Source organism: Agrobacterium sp. 5Ca39 (assembly GCF_055382365.1).
Genome location: NZ_AP026436.1, coordinates 1159316 through 1174959, shown reverse-complemented (window position 1 = coordinate 1174959; position 15644 = coordinate 1159316). Strand labels below are relative to the sequence as shown.

Annotated in this window: 14 protein-coding genes and 2 tRNA genes; 7 read left to right on the top strand and 9 right to left on the bottom strand. The window is 59.6% G+C overall.

The window, feature by feature from the left end; translation table 11 throughout:
- Positions 1-21: 21 nt before the first annotated feature.
- From ACZ47E_RS05770 to recJ, 5 genes are all read left to right on the top strand, one after another.
- Positions 22-981, top strand: a complete 960-nt coding sequence (locus ACZ47E_RS05770) for a nucleoside hydrolase (protein ID WP_077986268.1) — start codon at positions 22-24, stop codon at positions 979-981.
- Positions 982-1283: 302 nt separating this feature from the next.
- A complete protein-coding gene (locus ACZ47E_RS05765; RefSeq protein WP_004441943.1) occupies positions 1284-2504 on the top strand; it encodes an LL-diaminopimelate aminotransferase in 1221 nt (406 codons plus the stop codon).
- A gap of 60 nt (positions 2505-2564) precedes the next feature.
- On the top strand, positions 2565-3875 hold the full coding sequence (locus tag ACZ47E_RS05760; protein WP_004441941.1) for a homoserine dehydrogenase: 1311 nt from the start codon (positions 2565-2567) through the stop codon (positions 3873-3875).
- A 187-nt stretch (positions 3876-4062) separates the two neighbouring features.
- On the top strand, positions 4063-4287 hold the full coding sequence (locus tag ACZ47E_RS05755) for a hypothetical protein (protein ID WP_022556200.1): 225 nt from the start codon (positions 4063-4065) through the stop codon (positions 4285-4287).
- Between the two features lie 103 nt (positions 4288-4390).
- Positions 4391-6199, top strand: coding sequence for a single-stranded-DNA-specific exonuclease RecJ (gene recJ / locus ACZ47E_RS05750; RefSeq protein ID WP_278067457.1), 1809 nt, complete (start codon positions 4391-4393; stop codon positions 6197-6199).
- 128 nt (positions 6200-6327) lie between these two features.
- Here recJ and ACZ47E_RS05745 read toward each other — a convergent pair.
- The 6 genes from ACZ47E_RS05745 to ACZ47E_RS05720 form a co-directional block, all read right to left on the bottom strand.
- Positions 6328-6402: transfer RNA gene (locus ACZ47E_RS05745), tRNA-Glu, on the bottom strand.
- Between the two features lie 447 nt (positions 6403-6849).
- A tRNA-Glu gene (locus tag ACZ47E_RS05740) sits at positions 6850-6924 on the bottom strand.
- A 342-nt stretch (positions 6925-7266) separates the two neighbouring features.
- On the bottom strand, positions 7267-8040 hold the full coding sequence (locus tag ACZ47E_RS05735; RefSeq protein ID WP_004441935.1) for an amino acid ABC transporter ATP-binding protein: 774 nt from the start codon (positions 8038-8040) through the stop codon (positions 7267-7269).
- A 12-nt stretch (positions 8041-8052) separates the two neighbouring features.
- Positions 8053-9210 (bottom strand): amino acid ABC transporter permease, encoded by a 1158-nt coding sequence (locus tag ACZ47E_RS05730; RefSeq protein ID WP_004441933.1) that lies wholly within the window; start codon positions 9208-9210, stop codon positions 8053-8055.
- 2 nt (positions 9211-9212) lie between these two features.
- Positions 9213-10409 (bottom strand): amino acid ABC transporter permease, encoded by a 1197-nt coding sequence (locus ACZ47E_RS05725; protein WP_004441931.1) that lies wholly within the window; start codon positions 10407-10409, stop codon positions 9213-9215.
- Positions 10410-10515: 106 nt separating this feature from the next.
- Positions 10516-11538 (bottom strand): amino acid ABC transporter substrate-binding protein, encoded by a 1023-nt coding sequence (locus ACZ47E_RS05720; protein ID WP_004441929.1) that lies wholly within the window; start codon positions 11536-11538, stop codon positions 10516-10518.
- A 376-nt stretch (positions 11539-11914) separates the two neighbouring features.
- Here ACZ47E_RS05720 and ACZ47E_RS05715 point away from each other — a divergent pair, with 376 nt between their 5' ends.
- Complete coding sequence (locus ACZ47E_RS05715) at positions 11915-13102, top strand: cystathionine beta-lyase (protein WP_006697412.1); 1188 nt, start codon at positions 11915-11917, stop codon at positions 13100-13102.
- A 2-nt stretch (positions 13103-13104) separates the two neighbouring features.
- Here the strand turns inward: ACZ47E_RS05715 and ACZ47E_RS05710 are convergent, their stop codons facing one another.
- Together ACZ47E_RS05710 and ACZ47E_RS05705 are read right to left on the bottom strand one after the other, a co-directional pair.
- Positions 13105-14286: an FAD-dependent monooxygenase gene (locus ACZ47E_RS05710; protein ID WP_174150937.1), complete on the bottom strand. Its 1182-nt coding sequence runs from the start codon at positions 14284-14286 to the stop codon at positions 13105-13107.
- Between the two features lie 28 nt (positions 14287-14314).
- The gene (locus ACZ47E_RS05705; protein ID WP_004441925.1) at positions 14315-14560 is read right to left on the bottom strand and encodes a zinc-finger domain-containing protein; all 246 of its coding nucleotides are present in this window, start codon (positions 14558-14560) and stop codon (positions 14315-14317) included.
- Between the two features lie 170 nt (positions 14561-14730).
- Here ACZ47E_RS05705 and ACZ47E_RS05700 point away from each other — a divergent pair, with 170 nt between their 5' ends.
- The gene (locus tag ACZ47E_RS05700) at positions 14731-15507 is read left to right on the top strand and encodes an alpha/beta fold hydrolase (RefSeq protein ID WP_004441923.1); all 777 of its coding nucleotides are present in this window, start codon (positions 14731-14733) and stop codon (positions 15505-15507) included.
- On the opposite strand, the gene ACZ47E_RS05695 is transcribed toward ACZ47E_RS05700, so the two are convergent.
- The gene (locus tag ACZ47E_RS05695; RefSeq protein WP_004441921.1) at positions 15492-15638 is read right to left on the bottom strand and encodes a hypothetical protein; all 147 of its coding nucleotides are present in this window, start codon (positions 15636-15638) and stop codon (positions 15492-15494) included. The genes ACZ47E_RS05700 and ACZ47E_RS05695 overlap by 16 nt on opposite strands.
- Positions 15639-15644 lie beyond the last annotated feature (6 nt).

Sequence of the window (15644 nt, the reverse complement as noted above, 5' to 3'; positions counted from 1 at the left end):
ACACATGTGGATGAGGACATTATGCATAAAGTGATATTCGATACGGACCCCGGTGTGGATGATGCCATGGCGCTTCTGTTCCTGCACCGCCACCCCGATATCGATCTGATCGGCGTCACCACCGTTTTCGGCAATGCGCCCATCGACATCACCACCCGCAATGCGCTTTTCCTCAAGCGGGAATGGCAGATGACCGCGCCGGTCGCGAAAGGGGCGGGCGTAACCTTCGATCCGGCCCGCAAGGAAGGCCACTGGCCGACCTTCATCCATGGTGAAAACGGCCTCGGTGACATCGATATCCCCGACACCATCGACCTGCCGCTAGACCCGCGGCCCGCGCATCGCTTCATCATCGAGACGGTCAAAGCCAATCCGGGTGAAGTGACGCTTATTGCCGTTGGCCGCATGACCAATCTGGCGCTGGCTTTGCGCGAAGAACCTGATTTCGCGGCGCTGGTGAAGGACGTCATCGTCATGGGCGGCGCCTTCGACATCAACGGCAATGTCTCGCCGGCGGCCGAGGCCAATATTCATGGCGATCCGGAAGCGGCCGATCTTGTCTTCACCGCGCCGTGGCGCGTGGTTGTTGTCGGTCTCGATGTCACGACAAAAACCGTGATGACCAGCGCCTTCATGGCTGAGATGGCAGAGGCGGGCGGCAAGCCGGTGCAGCTGCTTTCGGACCTGTCGCAATTCTACATCGATTTCTACAAGACCCGCACCGGTGACGGCATGGTGGTGCACGACAGCTGCGCCTGTGTTTATCTCGTCGCGCCGGAACTGTTTACCACCCGCAGCGGCCCGGTGCGCGTCGTCTGCGGCGGCCTTGCCGACGGCCAGACCATCCAGAAGCCGGACGGACGCGCCTTTCCGCCGGGCGACTGGGACGGGCATCCGAGCCAGCTGGTCTGCACGGATATCAAGCCGGAGCGCGTGCTTTCGGTCATCCGCGCGGCAATTGTGAAGGGCGAGCGCGGCTGAACGACAGGAATGGCCGTTCTTGAGCATGGCTTGCCTTGCATTTTCCCAGAATCTGGCGTTATGCAAGTTCCCTGATCATAGTGCGCGATCCGCCTTGCCGGAGGGCTTGAAAAGGCGGTGCCGGTAGGAAGGGCGGATCACCGCTAGGCGGCGTTGGCCCGAGAAAACCCTTGTGGGTTTTCCCGTGCTTTGCGCTACAATGAATAACGCCTGCCGGGTCGGTTCGTGTCGGCGGCGTTTAACAACAAAAACGAACCTTCGTTATGGACCGGAAGAACCGGTCCATTCCCATGAGGAAAGAGATGGAAGAGTTTCACAAGGTCCGGCGTCTGCCGCAATACGTCTTCGAACAGGTCAACCGTTTGAAAGCGAGCGCGCGAGCGGCCGGGGCCGATATCATCGATCTCGGCATGGGCAATCCCGACCTTCCGACCCCGAAGGCCATCGTCGACAAACTTTGCGAGGTCGTTCAGGACCCGCGTACCCATCGCTATTCCTCGTCCAAGGGCATTCCCGGTCTTCGCCGCGCGCAGGCGGCCTATTATGCCCGCCGCTTCGGCGTTAAACTGAACCCCGACACGCAGGTTGTCGCCACGCTCGGCTCCAAGGAAGGTTTCGCCAATATGGCGCAGGCCATCACCGCGCCGGGTGACGTGATCCTGTGTCCGAACCCGACCTATCCGATCCATGCCTTCGGCTTCCTGATGGCGGGCGGCGTTATCCGCTCGATGAATGTCGAGCCTGACGACAGCTTCTTCGGGCCGCTGGAGCGCGCCGTGCGCCACTCCATTCCGAAGCCGCTGGCGCTGATCGTCAATTATCCTTCGAACCCGACGGCGCATGTCGCGTCGCTCGATTTCTACAAGGACGTCATCGCCTTTGCGAAGAAGCACGAGATCATCGTGCTTTCCGACCTTGCCTATTCGGAAATCTATTTCGACGAAAGCAATCCGCCGCCCTCCGTTCTCGAGGTTCCCGGTGCGATCGACGTTGCGGTGGAATTCACTTCCATGTCGAAGACGTTTTCCATGCCCGGCTGGCGCATGGGCTTTGCCGTTGGCAACGAGCGGCTGATCGCGGCGCTGACCCGCGTGAAGTCTTATCTCGATTACGGCGCCTTCACACCGATCCAGGTTGCTGCGACCCATGCACTGAACGGTGACGGCTCCGATATCGCCGAAGTGCGCAATGTCTATCGCCGCCGTCGCGATGTCATGGTCGACACCTTCGGCAAGGCGGGCTTCGAAGTACCGCCGCCGGCGGCCACCATGTTCGCCTGGGCGAAGATCCCGGAAAAATTCCGCCATCTCGGCAGCCTGGAATTCTCCAAGCTCCTGGTCGAGAAGGCCGATATCGCCGTTGCTCCCGGCATCGGCTTCGGCGAGATGGGCGATGATTACGTCCGTCTCGCGCTCGTGGAAAACGAGCATCGAATTCGTCAGGCAGCGCGCAATCTGAAGCGTTTCCTGTCGACCGCAGACGAAACGATGCACAACGTCGTTTCGCTCAACGCCCACAGATAAGGGCAACCCAGGGCGGCCGGGTCTCGGCCGCCACCATCACCAGCAATCAGGAACATACCCATGGCAGATTCATTGAGAATCGGCATAGCGGGGCTCGGCACTGTCGGCGCTTCGCTCGTGCGCATCCTCCAGCAGAGAAGCAACGAACTTGCGATTACCTGCGGACGCGCAATTGAGATTATTGCGGTAAGCGCGCGTGATCGTTCGCGTGACCGCGGCATTGATCTCACGGGTATTACCTGGTTCGACACGCCGGAACAGATGGCGAGCGAAGCCGACATCGATGTGTTTGTCGAACTGGTTGGCGGTGCTTCCGGACAGGCCGAAAATGCGGTGCGGGCAGCGCTGTCGCGCGGTCTCCATGTGGTGACAGCCAACAAGGCGCTGCTGGCCAAGCATGGTGTCGAACTGGCGACCATTGCCGAAGACAAGGGCGCGCTTCTGAACTTCGAGGCGGCGGTCGCTGGCGGCATTCCCGTCATCAAGGCCCTGCGTGAATCGCTGACCGGCAATCACGTGACGCGCATCTACGGCATCATGAACGGCACCTGCAACTACATCCTCACAAAGATGGAGAAAGAAGGCCTGTCCTTCGAGGCCTGTCTGAAGGAAGCGCAGCGGCTGGGATATGCAGAGGCTGATCCCGCCTTCGATATCGAAGGTAACGACACCGCGCACAAGCTTTCCATTCTGACCACGCTTGCCTTCGGCAACAAGATCGCTGCCGACGACATTTATCTCGAAGGCATCACCAATATTTCGATCGAGGACATCCAGGCGGCTGCCGATCTAGGCTATCGCATCAAGCTTCTCGGCGTGGCGCAGGTCACCGAATCCGGTATCGAGCAGCGCGTCCATCCCACCATGGTGCCGCTCGATTCCGTCATCGCGCAGGTCGATGGCGTTACCAACGCCGTGGCGATCGAATCCGACATTCTCGGTGAATTGCTGATGGTCGGACCAGGCGCCGGCGGCAACGCCACGGCATCCGCGGTGCTCGGCGATATCGCCGATATCGCCAAGAGCCGTCCCGGTGCACAGCGTGTGCCGGTACTCGGCCGTCCGGCGAAATCGCTGACGGACTATCGCCGCGCCAAGATGAAGAGCCACGAGGGCGGTTATTTCATCCGCCTCACGGTGAAGGATCAGGCCGGCGTGTTCGCGTCCATCGCCAGCCGCATGGCTGACAATAACATCTCGCTGGAATCCATCGTGCAGCGCCAGCGCGTGCACGTGGAAGGCGCGCCGCAGACAATCATCCTTGTTACGCACGCGACAATGGAAGATGCGATCCGCAAGGCGGTAAAAGCGATCAAGAACGAGAAATATCTCGTCAGCGAGCCCCAGGTCATCCGCATCGAGCGGACCTGAAGCGCGACGCTACTGTCGTGAGATCAAAAACCGCGTTTCCATCCGGAAACGCGGTTTTTTGTTGCTTGGGGGACCGGCGCCTTCCTGCGGTCTGGCGGCCGCAAAATTTGAGGGGACGGTGCGTGAAGCGCTGGAAAGCAGGGCGATTCGGCCTTATGGTTAATCGTGTTCACCAAGCGAGGGAGGCGTGGCCGTGACATCGATCATCCTGTTCAAGGACAACAAGCGCCAGGGCGCTCCGGCGAGCCATCACCGGGCGCGGCCGCACAATGCCAATGACAATATTCGCAGCATGGAATTCGATATGGCCGAATATGAGCGTAACTGGTGTTCGCTCGCGGTATTTTCGCTGCTGCTGCTTGTCGCGGCCGTCTCGATTGTCAGCCCTTTTTTCTCGATTTTCTCGACGTGATTTCGTCAAGGCGCGTTTTTGCTTGAAAAACGCAGCATCGCCATTTAGCCCGTTCTAACCATTAGAGCGCCTGTTGGCGCGAATGACAGGACGAATGGACAGGATGGTAATGATGGAGCCGGCCGATACCGTGGCCCGCGCATTTTTAAGCGTGGAGCGGTCGGCAACAGAACAGCGGTGGGTGTCTCGGCTGGATCAGGCCGGGCAGAACCGTGCGCTGGCCATGTCCCAGGTCCACGGTATTCCGGAACTGATCGCCCGGGTGCTCGCCGGGCGCGGTGTGGGGGTGGATGATGCCCTGGCGTTCCTTGATCCCACCATTCGCTCCCTGATGCCCGACCCGCATGTGCTGACCGATTGCGAGAAGGCCGCCGAGCGGCTTGTGCGCGCCATTGAAGCGGGTGAAGAGGTGGCGATCTTCGGTGATTACGATGTCGACGGCGCTGCTTCCTCCGCGTTGATGTACCGGTTTCTTGCACATTTCGGGCTGACGCCCGAGATCTACATTCCCGACCGAATTTTCGAGGGTTACGGGCCTAACCCGGCGGCGATGCAGCAGCTGGCCGCCAATGGCGCGACGCTGATCGTGACGGTGGACTGCGGATCCACCAGCCATGAATCGCTCGAGGCGGCAAAAGAGGCAGGAACGGACGTTGTGGTCATCGACCACCATCAGGTGGGTACGGAACTGCCGCCGGCGGTGGCGCTGGTCAATCCCAATCGGGAGGACGATCTGTCGGGGCAGGGGCATCTCTGTGCCGCCGGCGTGGTGTTCCTCGTGCTCGTCGCCACGCTTCGCGTTCTCAAGGACAGGCGGCACCGCCAGGCCTTCACGCTCGATCTGCTGTCATTGCTCGACATCGTTGCGCTTGCAACGGTCTGCGATGTGGTTCCACTGAAAGGGCTGAACCGCGCCTATGTGGTGAAGGGCCTGATTGCCGCACGCCACATGAAAAACGCCGGCCTTGCCGCGCTGTTCAAGAAGGCGGGGCTGGGCGGACCTGTGACACCCTATCATTTCGGTTTCCTGATCGGGCCCCGCATCAACGCCGGGGGGCGTATTGGCGACGCTGCGCTCGGCAGCCGATTGTTGACGATCGATGATTCCTCGCAGGCCGAGGTGATTGCCGAGCGGCTGGACGAGCTGAACCGCGAGCGACAGGCGATGGAAGCGGCGATGCTGGCGGAGGCCGAAGCGGAGGCCCTGTTCGAATATGGCGACGGCTCGGGTGCCGGTGTTATCGTCACCGCGCGTGAAAACTGGCACCCCGGCATTGTCGGCTTGTTGGCCTCGCGCCTGAAGGATCGCTTCCGCCGCCCGGCTTTTGCCATTGCCTTCGATCCCTCCGGCAAGGGCACCGGCTCCGGCCGTTCGATCGCCGGCTTCGACATGGGGCGGATGGTGCGCGCTGCCGTGGAGGCCGGCCTGCTGGTCAAGGGCGGCGGTCACGCCATGGCGGCAGGCCTCACGGTTGAGCGCGCCAATCTCGGCAAGCTCAGGACCTTTTTCGAAGAAGCCGCGGCAAAGACCGTAAACGAGCTGGTAGAGAGCAGCGTATTGAAGATTGATGGCGCCATCGGCGCTTCGGGGGCTACGTTGCAGCTTGTCGACCAGCTGGAACAGGCCGGTCCCTATGGTTCCGGTCATTCTCAGCCGATCTTTGCCGTTCCGGCGCATCGCCTGCGTGATGTGCGGCTGGTGGGCACATCCCACGTCAAGATCACGCTGGAGGCCATGGATGGCTCACGGCTGGACGGAATCGCGTTCCGCGCCGCCGAGGCGCCCCTGGGACAGATGCTCATGAATGCCCGCGGACGGAATATTCACGTCGCGGGTACTGTTGGCGCCGATCTCTGGCAGGGGCAAAGGCGGGTTCAACTGCGTGTTCTGGACGCCGCTTTCGCGCCCTGAGAGGGGTCACCAATCTATCTCGACTGTCACCGGCCAACGGTTGTCGCTGACCTAGCACTACAACAGAATATCTTTACGCGATGCGTGAAGATTTTTGTTTATGCTGCTGATTTTAAGGAATAAGCAAGTGGCACGCCCTAGGGGAGTCGAACCCCTCTTTTCAGAATGAAAATCTGACGTCCTAACCGATAGACGAAGGGCGCGTGCGCTTGTGGTGTGGCGCCCTTATAGTCAGGCTCCCGTTGCTCCGCAAGCGGAAAAACTGATTTTTTTCGCTTTGCGGCGAGTTTTTTTGGCAGGGCGGAACGGGCTGTGGAAAACTCGGTCGGACCGGCCCAAATCCTTGAATTATCGCTCCAATCTCGCGCAGCACGGGACGCGACGATGCGGTGCAAGTGGGCGAAGCCCAGCATCTTGGATGTTGAGCTGGCAACGCTCTGCCGAAGCTCGGGACTTCCTGATGATCTGGGAGAGGGGAAAGGCAAGCCGGGTGAGTTGCGCGGCGGCATTTCGTCCGGCTTGCCTTCCATCGGGGGGACAGGCATCTAACGTGCCGACGGCAAATCGGTTCCGCAGCAATGATGAGATGCTGGAATTATTGCGATTTTATCGAATGATTTTGCCGTGTGGGAGGTAACCAGGGAAGCAAGTGGCACGCCCTAGGGGAGTCGAACCCCTCTTTTCAGAATGAAAATCTGACGTCCTAACCGATAGACGAAGGGCGCGTGCGCTTGTGGTGTGGCGCCCTTATAGTCAGGCTCCGGTTGCTCCGCAAGCGGAAAAACGCATGATTTGACAAAAAAATGACATGGGTGGCCAGAAGCCCTGAAAAACAAGGATTCTTGTTTCGTAACAAAAGGTTAAAGCGTGCTGGGTCCCGCGGTTTTGCGCTTCTAACGGAAGAGAATGATGTGGGGGAACGCGTTGGTGGGCAGTGATTCACTCAAGTGGCTCCGGGACGTGAGAAGCGCAGCGTCATGAGAAGCCCAAAGATCACGCCAGATCTGGAGCTGGGTTGTCGTCATAAAAAAACGGGGCCTAAAGGCCCCGTCCGATGATGCTTGGTCTCAATGCAGTATCTGGCTGAGGAACAGGCGGGTACGCTCGTGCTGCGGATTGTCGAAGAATTCGGCGGGCGAGTTCTGTTCGACGATCTGGCCCTGGTCCATGAAGATAACGCGGTTTGCGACCTGACGCGCAAAGCCCATTTCGTGGGTCACGCACAGCATGGTCATGCCGTCTTCTGCGAGGCTGACCATGGTATCAAGCACTTCCTTGACCATTTCCGGGTCGAGCGCCGAGGTCGGCTCATCGAAGAGCATGATCTTCGGCTTCATGCAGAGCGAGCGGGCAATCGCCACACGCTGCTGCTGACCGCCGGAAAGCTGGCCCGGATATTTATGCGCCTGCTCCGGAATCTTCACGCGCTTCAGATAGTGCATCGCCACTTCTTCGGCTTCCTTCTTGGGCATCTTGCGAACCCAGATCGGCGCCAGCGTGCAGTTTTCGAGGATCGTCAGATGCGGGAAGAGGTTGAAGTGCTGGAACACCATGCCAACTTCGCGGCGCACCTCGTCGATCTTCTTGAGGTCGTTGGTAAGCTCGATGCCATCAACGACGATGCTGCCCGACTGGTGCTCTTCCAGACGGTTGATGCAGCGGATCATGGTCGATTTGCCCGACCCGGAAGGACCGGCGATGACAATGCGCTCGCCCTTCATGACCTTCAGGTTGATATCACGCAGCACATGGAAATCGCCGTACCATTTGTTCATGCCGGTGATTTCGATTGCGACGTCCGTCGCCGAGACGGTCAGTTTTTTTGCCTGGGTTTCTGCCATTTTGAGCGTCCCTTATCGTTTATGCCCGGTGTCGAGGTGCCGTTCCATGAACAGCGAATATCGCGACATGCCGAAGCAGAATATCCAGAATACGAAGCCTGCGAAAATATAGCCAGTCATGGCGGTGACGGGCGTGGCCCAGTTCGCATCCGATTGGTTGAGTGTGACAATACCGAGCAGGTCGAACATGCCGATGATCGAGACCAGCGACGTGTCCTTGAAAAGCCCGATGAAGGTGTTGACGATGCCCGGAATGACGAGCTTCAGCGCCTGCGGCAGCACGATCAGCCTCGTCTTCTGCCAGTAATTCAGGCCGAGCGAGTCCGCACCTTCATATTGTCCCTTCGGAATGGCCTGCAGGCCGCCGCGGATCACTTCCGCCATATAGGCGGAGGAGAACAGCGACACGCCGACCAGCGCACGCAGGAACTTGTCGAAAGTCCAGCCGTCGGGCAGGAACAGCGGCAGCATGATGCTGGCGAAGAACAGGACGGTGATCAGCGGGATGCCCCTGATGACCTCGATGAAGAGGACGCAGAGCATCTTGATGACCGGCAGGTTCGAGCGTCTGCCGAGAGCCAGAAGAATGCCGAAGGGCAGCGACACCGTTATCCCGAAGAAGGACAGGATGAGCGTGACCATCAGGCCGCCCCAGAGCTGCGTTTCCACCTTTGGCAGGCCGAAGACGCCGCCGATGAGCAGGAAGAACGCAATGAAGGGCAGGATGATAAAGAGCGCCAGTGCATTGAGACGCTTGAACGGCGCCTTCGGTATGAGCATCGGGACCAACAGGATCGCGAACGTCACCATCACGAGGATGGGACGCCAGCGCTCGTCAATGGGGTAACGGCCGAAGACGAATTGTCCGAGCTTGGCCGAGACAAAGGCCCAGCAGGCGCCGGACTGTCCGTCCGGAAGCGCGCCGCCCTGTGAAGCGGTGAGACACGCAATACGGTCGCTGCCGGTCCAAACCGCGTCGATAAACAGCCACTCGATGATCGGCGGCACGATATAGACGAGGAGGGCAATAGCAAGGACGGTGAGCACCGTATCCTTGGGCGTGGCGAAGAGCTTGGTGCGCAGCCAGTGCGTTACGCCCACCGCGCTCGATGGCGCGGGTCGGGCTTCCTCAATGGTCTGGCGCACGAAGGCGTGGTTGCTGATCGTCATCGTCATCTCTCCACCAGAGCCATTTTCGCGTTGAACCAGTTCATGACCACGGCCGTGAGCAGGGACAGCGAGAGGTAAATGACCAGCCAGATGGCAACGACTTCAACCGCCTGACCCGTCTGGTTCAGGATCGTACCGCCAACGGAGACGATGTCGGCAAAGCCGACGGCGACCGCAAGCGACGAGTTCTTGGTGAGGTTGAGGAACTGACTTGTCAGCGGCGGAATGATGATGCGCATGGCCTGCGGCACGACGATGAGACGTGTCGTGGTGCTGGAGCGAAGCCCAAGCGCGTCGGCAGCTTCCGTCTGCCCCTTCGCCACGGCCTTGATGCCGCCGCGAACGATCTCGGCGATGAAGGAGGCAGTGTAGAAGGACAGCGCCAGGAACAGCGACATGAATTCAGGCGCGACGACGGCGCCGCCCGAAAGGTTGAAGCGTCCGGCGATGGGGTAATCGAATGTCAGCGGCGCGCCGATTGCGAGGAACGTGGCGAGCGGCAATCCGATGACGAGCAGCGTTATCGTTATTCCGGTGCGGAATTGCTGTCCGGTTTTTTCCTGTCTGGCTTTCGCCCAGCGGTAAACAAGCACGCTGACGACGACGGCGACAAGAAAGGCCAGCGGCACGAGCCAGATTCCGTCCCCCCAGAGCGGTTTCGGAAAGAAGAAGCCACGATTGTTGAGGTAGGTGCCGAGCGGCAGCTCGAGCGATTCGCGTGCCTGCGGCAGGACCGAGATGACGCCCTTGTACCAGAAGAAGATCACGAGCAGCGGCGGGATGTTGCGGAAGATTTCCACATAGGCCTGCGCGAGCTTCGAGATCAGCCAGTTGTTGGACAACCGGGCGATACCGACGATGAAGCCGATGATCGAGGCGGCGATGATGCCAAAAAACGCAACCTGGATCGTGTTGAGAATGCCGACGAGCAGCGCCCGGCCATAGGTCGCATCGCTGGTATAAGCGATCAGCGACTGGCCGATGTCGAAGCCGGCGCGTCCGTTGAGGAACCCGAAGCCGGATGAAATGTTTGAACGTTGAAGATTGGTGATCGTATTCGTCACGATGACCCAGACGAAGGCGGCCAGGATGACGACCGTCAGGACCTGGTAAAAAATGCCGCGTATGCGTGGATCGTAGATAAGTGACGACGCGCTTTGCGCGCGCGATCGTTGCGAACTGACCGCGTTGCCTGCCATAGGCACCTTTCCCTTTTATATGCTCTTTGCGAGCTTATTTATATAATTTGAAGCGGAGGCCGGGTGTTGCCCAGCCTCCTTATGATCTAGCCGATGATGGGGCCGATCAACGGACCGGCGGTGCGTATTGCAGGCCGCCCTTGGTCCAGAGCGCGTTCTGGCCGCGCTCGATCTTCAGCGGCGAGCCGGCGCCGACGTTGCGGTCGAAGACTTCGCCGTAGTTGCCCACCAGCTTGATGATGTTGTAGGCCCAGTCATTGGTCACGCCGAGATCGGTACCGATCTTGGTGCCTTCTTCCGTGCCGAGCAGGCGCTTCACGTCCGGATTTGCGCTGTTCTTCTGCTCGTCGACGTTCTTGGAGGTGATGCCAAGTTCTTCGGCATTGACCATGGCGTAATGAACCCAGCTGACGATGTCGAACCACTGGTCGTCACCCTGGCGAACGGCCGGACCAAGCGGCTCCTTGGAGATGACTTCAGGCAGAACGATGTTTTCTTCCGGGTTCTTCAGCTTCAGGCGGATCGCGTAAAGGCCCGACTGGTCAGTGGTGTAGACGTCGCAACGGCCGGCATCATAAGCAGAGGTCGCGTCGGCTTCCTTTTCGAAAACCACCGGGTTGTACTGCAGATTGTTGGTCTTGAAGTAGTCGGCGAGGTTGAGCTCCGTGGTCGTGCCGGTCTGTACGCAGACGGCGGCGCCGGAAAGCTCGAGAGCGGACTTCACGTTGAGGCTCTTCTTGGCGATGAAGCCCTGGCCGTCGTAGTAGTTGACGGTACGGAAGTTGAAGCCCAGCGACGTGTCGCGGCTGATCGTCCAGGTGGTGTTACGGGTCAGAACGTCGACTTCACCGGACTGGAGAGCCGGGAATCGGTCCTTGCTCGAAAGTGCGACGAACTTGGCCTTCGAAGGATCGCCGAAAACCGCTGTGGCAATACCACGGCAATAGTCCACGTCGATACCGGACCACTCGCCCTTGTCATCGGGATTGGAGAATCCCGGAATGCCGGCGCTGACGCCGCAGGTGACGAAACCCTTGCCCTTCACATCCTGAAGCGTCGCAGCCGAAGCGACCGAGGCTCCTCCCAAAACTGCTGCGCCGATGGCGGCCGACAGAATTGCCTTTTTCATTTTTCCCAACCTTTGTTTGTTATCGTCACTTGGAAGAGGACCGGCATGTTTGTTCTGCCCCAGCTCCCCCTTCAGCGAGATCTTTTCGATCCGCTTTTTCTATCACAATCGCAATTGGCAGCGGGGTCAAGACGTGCGGGCAATAATTGTGCCTATAAAACGGAATTTTCCAAAATTTGGTCGTGAAGTGTGCAAAGGGTGAAAATATAAGCATATTTTTGCGGAAATTTGCACTTGCACAGTATTTGTATACTTGTTGTATTCTGGCTGGCGATGGATCAATCCCGGCGGTTGTTGCGTCCCAGCGGGACTTGACCTTGCGGTTCGCTCTCAGCATTGTCGCACGCGTCAATGTTCCTTCGAAAGCTGATCTGAAATGACCAAGACAAATGACCTGCTTTCCGCCGCAGGTGTGAATACGCGCCTCACCCATGGCGGCAATGATCCCGCGGACTGTTTCGGTTTCGTCAATCCGCCAATCGTGCGCGGCTCGACGGTGCTTTTTCCCGATGCGGAGACGCTTTCGACCGAAAACCAGAAATATACCTATGGCACCCACGGCACGCCGACGACCGATGCGCTCTGCAATCTTGTCAATGAGCTGGAAGGGTCTGCCGGAACCATTCTCGTGCCTTCGGGCCTTGCGGCTATCACGGTCCCGTTCCTTGCCTATCTCGGCGCTGGCGACCACGCGCTGATCGTCGATTCCGTTTATTTTCCGACACGTCGCTTCTGCAATACGATGCTGAAGAAGCTGGGTGTCGAAGTGGAATATTACGATCCGGCCATCGGGGAGGGCATAGAGGCTCTCATCCGGCCGAACACGAAGCTGGTGCATCTGGAAGCGCCGGGTTCCAACACCTTCGAAATTCAGGATGTCAGGCTGATCACCGATATCGCTCATCGGCATGATTGCGTTGTGACGATGGACAATACCTGGGCGACGCCGCTTTATTTCAAACCTTTGGATTTTGGCGTCGATGTTTCCATCCACGCTGCCACCAAATACCCCTCGGGCCATTCGGATGTGCTGATGGGCTTCGTCTCGGCCAATGAAAAGCACTGGAAGGCGCTTTATCAGGCCAATACCAATCTCGGCATCTGCGTCACTTCGGACGATGCCTATCAGATCCTGCGCGGCATGCGCACGATGGGGATCAGGCTGGCGCACCATCAGAAAAGCGCGCTCGACATCGCCACATGGCTGGAGAGCCGGGACGACGTCGTGCGCGTGCTGCATCCGGCGCTGCCGAGCTTTGCAGGGCACGATCTCTGGAAGCGCGATTTCAAGGGTGCAAGCGGCGTCTTCTCCTTCGTGCTGAAGGCTGAAGAAGGCAGATACAAGCAGACGGCGGCCGCGTTCCTGAATGCGCTGACCTTTTTCGGGCTCGGTTACTCCTGGGGCGGCTACGAATCGCTTGCCGTTTCGGTCTCGCTTGTCGACAGGACCATCGCCAAAGGTCCCTCGGAGGGACCGGTCATCCGCCTGCAGATCGGGCTTGAGGATGTCGCCGATCTCAAGAAGGACCTCGAGGCCGGCTTTGCAGCCGCGGCCGCGGTTTGATCTCAGCCCTTGGCGCGATAGCCGTAGAGCCAGTCGAAGTCCTTCAGGAAGGCGTCGGTGGGACGCGTGGAAAACACGAAGTCCCGCGCGATACGCACCGGGCCTGTGGCGTGATAGGCAAAACGATTGAGAGAGGCCCGCTTGCGGGCCTTTTCTATGCGCGGCAGGCGCAGGGCCTCGAAGGCGGCAAGAGCCTGCGGCGCGGGCAGGGTGGCTGAAGCATCGCTGCCCACCATGGTTCCCGCGAGTTCAAACGCATCCTCGATCGCCATGGCTGCCCCCTGGGCGGCGAACGGCATCATGGCATGCGCTGCGTCGCCGATCAGCACCGTGTCCCGGCCATTGTGCCAGCGGCCGGGGCCGGCCTGATAAAGCGGCCAGAAGGTCGGGTTTTCGGACGAATCGAGCAACCGGACGATGTCAGGGCTGAAGCCGCGAAACTGTTCAAGAAGCAGGGCTTTCTGCCGCCCGCTCGATTCCGCCCGCCACGTCGCGCCGGGATCGGCGCCCAGCGCGATGGCGACGATGTTGAAACCGCCGACTTCTTTCAGCGGATAGGCGACGATATGGCCACCCGAGCCGAGATAGGCCGTGACGGCGCTTTTGTTGATGGCCGACGGCACGGCATTGGCGGCAACGGTGAAGCGCCAGGCGACATTGCCGGAGAAGGTGGCGGTGGGAGCGGCAGGAACGGCAAAGCGGGCTGCCGACCAGACACCGTCCGCGCCGACAATCAGATCATGGTCGCGGAATGTGGTTGCGGCAATCACATCGGCCGTCGCGTTCTCGATGCGTTTGCCGAGATGCAACCGGCATAGCGGATTGTCTGTCACCGCGTGGAGAAGTGCGCTTTGCAGGGTGGAGCGGTGCAGCACGCCATAGGGTGCGCCCCAGCGCGTACGCGCCACCGCGCCCACAGGCAGGGAGAGCAGCGTTGCGAGCGATTTTCCGGAGGCGAGTTCGACACTGACGGGCTCGGTCCAGCGCGCCTCGATGGCAGGCAGCACGCCAAGCGTGGCGAGAATGCGGGCGGCATTGGGCGAAATCTGCAGGCCGGCGCCCACTTCCGTCAGTTCGCCGGCCTGTTCGATGATGTCGCAGTCTATACCGTGCCGGGCAAAAGAAAGGGCAGCGGTGAGACCGGCAATGCCGGCACCGATAATGGCTACGGATTTTATGGGCATGATGCGCCCCGATCAGGAAAAGTGGAGGTCAGGCAGCCTTCACGTGGAAAACGCAGCCCGGAGGATTGGTCTGCTCGGCCTTCAGCGACGGGTTGTAGCGATAAAGGGTGGAGCAGTAGGAACAGACCTTCTCATTGTCGTCGCCCATATCGATGAAGATATGCGGATGATCGTAAGGAACGGAAGCGCCGGTGCACATGAATTCCTTGACGCCGATCTCGATCATGCGGTGTCCGCCATCGTTCTGGAAGTGGGGAATGGTATGCCCGGCCATGTTCGTCTCCAAATGCAATATCGTTGTAGAGCCGCAATCCGTCTTCGCATGCCGGCTCGTCGTTGCGGATATGTAGCCTCAAACGCATTGCATCTCCATAAAAATCGTCAGCAAAACATGTTCAACATTGCTAATTCCTGCCATATGGTCCGGCAAAAAGGATGTCCTTGATGAATCTCAACACGCCGCAGTTTTCCGATTTTTTCCATGACGGCCTTCGCCTCGCTTATTTTGACGAAGGCGATCCGGCGGGCGACCCGGTTTTGCTGATCCATGGCTTTGCATCCAGCGCCAACGTCAACTGGGTCCATCCCGGCTGGCTGAAGACGCTGGGAGATGCCGGCTACCGGGTGATCGCCATCGATAATCGCGGCCATGGCGCAAGCGACAAGCCGCATGATACGGAGGCCTATTATCCGTCCGTCATGGCCGAAGATGCGGTGGCGCTGCTCAACCATCTCGGCATCGCAGAGACGCATGTGATGGGTTACTCCATGGGTGCGCGCATTTCCGCCTTCCTGGCCATGGCGCATCCCGAGCGCGTGCGTTCTCTGGTCTTCGGCGGGCTCGGTATCGGCATGGTCGAAGGTGTGGGCGACTGGGACCCGATCGCAGAGGCGCTTCTCGCGCCTTCGCTCGATGTCGTGACCCATGAGCGCGGCCGCATGTTCCGAGCCTTTGCCGATCAGACGAAAAGCGACCGCCTGGCGCTTGCCGCCTGCATCGAGACATCGCGGGTTCTCGTCACACGCGACCAGGCGGCAAAGATAGATGCGCCGACGCTGATCGCGGTCGGAACGAAGGACGATATTGCCGGCTCCGGTGAAGAGCTCGCTGCCATCATGCCGCACGCGCGGGCGATCGACATTCCCGGCCGCGACCACATGCTGGCCGTCGGCGACCGCGTGTTCAAGGCGGCGGTGCTGGATTTCTACCGTTCGTTCTGAGTTGACGCATTTTCGAGGAAAAACGGTGCAGGCTTTCCGCGCAGAAGCGCGGCAAAGCGCAGTTCGGCAAGAAACGGTTTTTCAAGCTGCATGAAGAAAAACTGAAGCCGTGCCGCCTTTAAAGTCGTCATTCGAAT

Excerpts from the sequence above, each read along its gene's own strand:
- ACZ47E_RS05770 (WP_077986268.1), top strand. The coding sequence starts at position 22 with ATGCATAAAGTGATATTCGATACGGACCCCGGTGTGGATGATGCCATG.
- ACZ47E_RS05765 (WP_004441943.1), top strand. The coding sequence starts at position 1,284 with ATGGAAGAGTTTCACAAGGTCCGGCGTCTGCCGCAATACGTCTTCGAA.
- ACZ47E_RS05760 (WP_004441941.1), top strand. The coding sequence starts at position 2,565 with ATGGCAGATTCATTGAGAATCGGCATAGCGGGGCTCGGCACTGTCGGC.
- recJ (WP_278067457.1), top strand. The coding sequence starts at position 4,391 with ATGGTAATGATGGAGCCGGCCGATACCGTGGCCCGCGCATTTTTAAGC.
- ACZ47E_RS05735 (WP_004441935.1), bottom strand. The coding sequence starts at position 8,040 with ATGGCAGAAACCCAGGCAAAAAAACTGACCGTCTCGGCGACGGACGTC.
- ACZ47E_RS05730 (WP_004441933.1), bottom strand. The coding sequence starts at position 9,210 with ATGACGATCAGCAACCACGCCTTCGTGCGCCAGACCATTGAGGAAGCC.
- ACZ47E_RS05725 (WP_004441931.1), bottom strand. The coding sequence starts at position 10,409 with ATGGCAGGCAACGCGGTCAGTTCGCAACGATCGCGCGCGCAAAGCGCG.
- ACZ47E_RS05720 (WP_004441929.1), bottom strand. The coding sequence starts at position 11,538 with ATGAAAAAGGCAATTCTGTCGGCCGCCATCGGCGCAGCAGTTTTGGGA.
- ACZ47E_RS05715 (WP_006697412.1), top strand. The coding sequence starts at position 11,915 with ATGACCAAGACAAATGACCTGCTTTCCGCCGCAGGTGTGAATACGCGC.
- ACZ47E_RS05710 (WP_174150937.1), bottom strand. The coding sequence starts at position 14,286 with ATGCCCATAAAATCCGTAGCCATTATCGGTGCCGGCATTGCCGGTCTC.
- ACZ47E_RS05705 (WP_004441925.1), bottom strand. The coding sequence starts at position 14,560 with ATGGCCGGGCATACCATTCCCCACTTCCAGAACGATGGCGGACACCGC.
- ACZ47E_RS05700 (WP_004441923.1), top strand. The coding sequence starts at position 14,731 with ATGAATCTCAACACGCCGCAGTTTTCCGATTTTTTCCATGACGGCCTT.
- ACZ47E_RS05695 (WP_004441921.1), bottom strand. The coding sequence starts at position 15,638 with ATGACGACTTTAAAGGCGGCACGGCTTCAGTTTTTCTTCATGCAGCTT.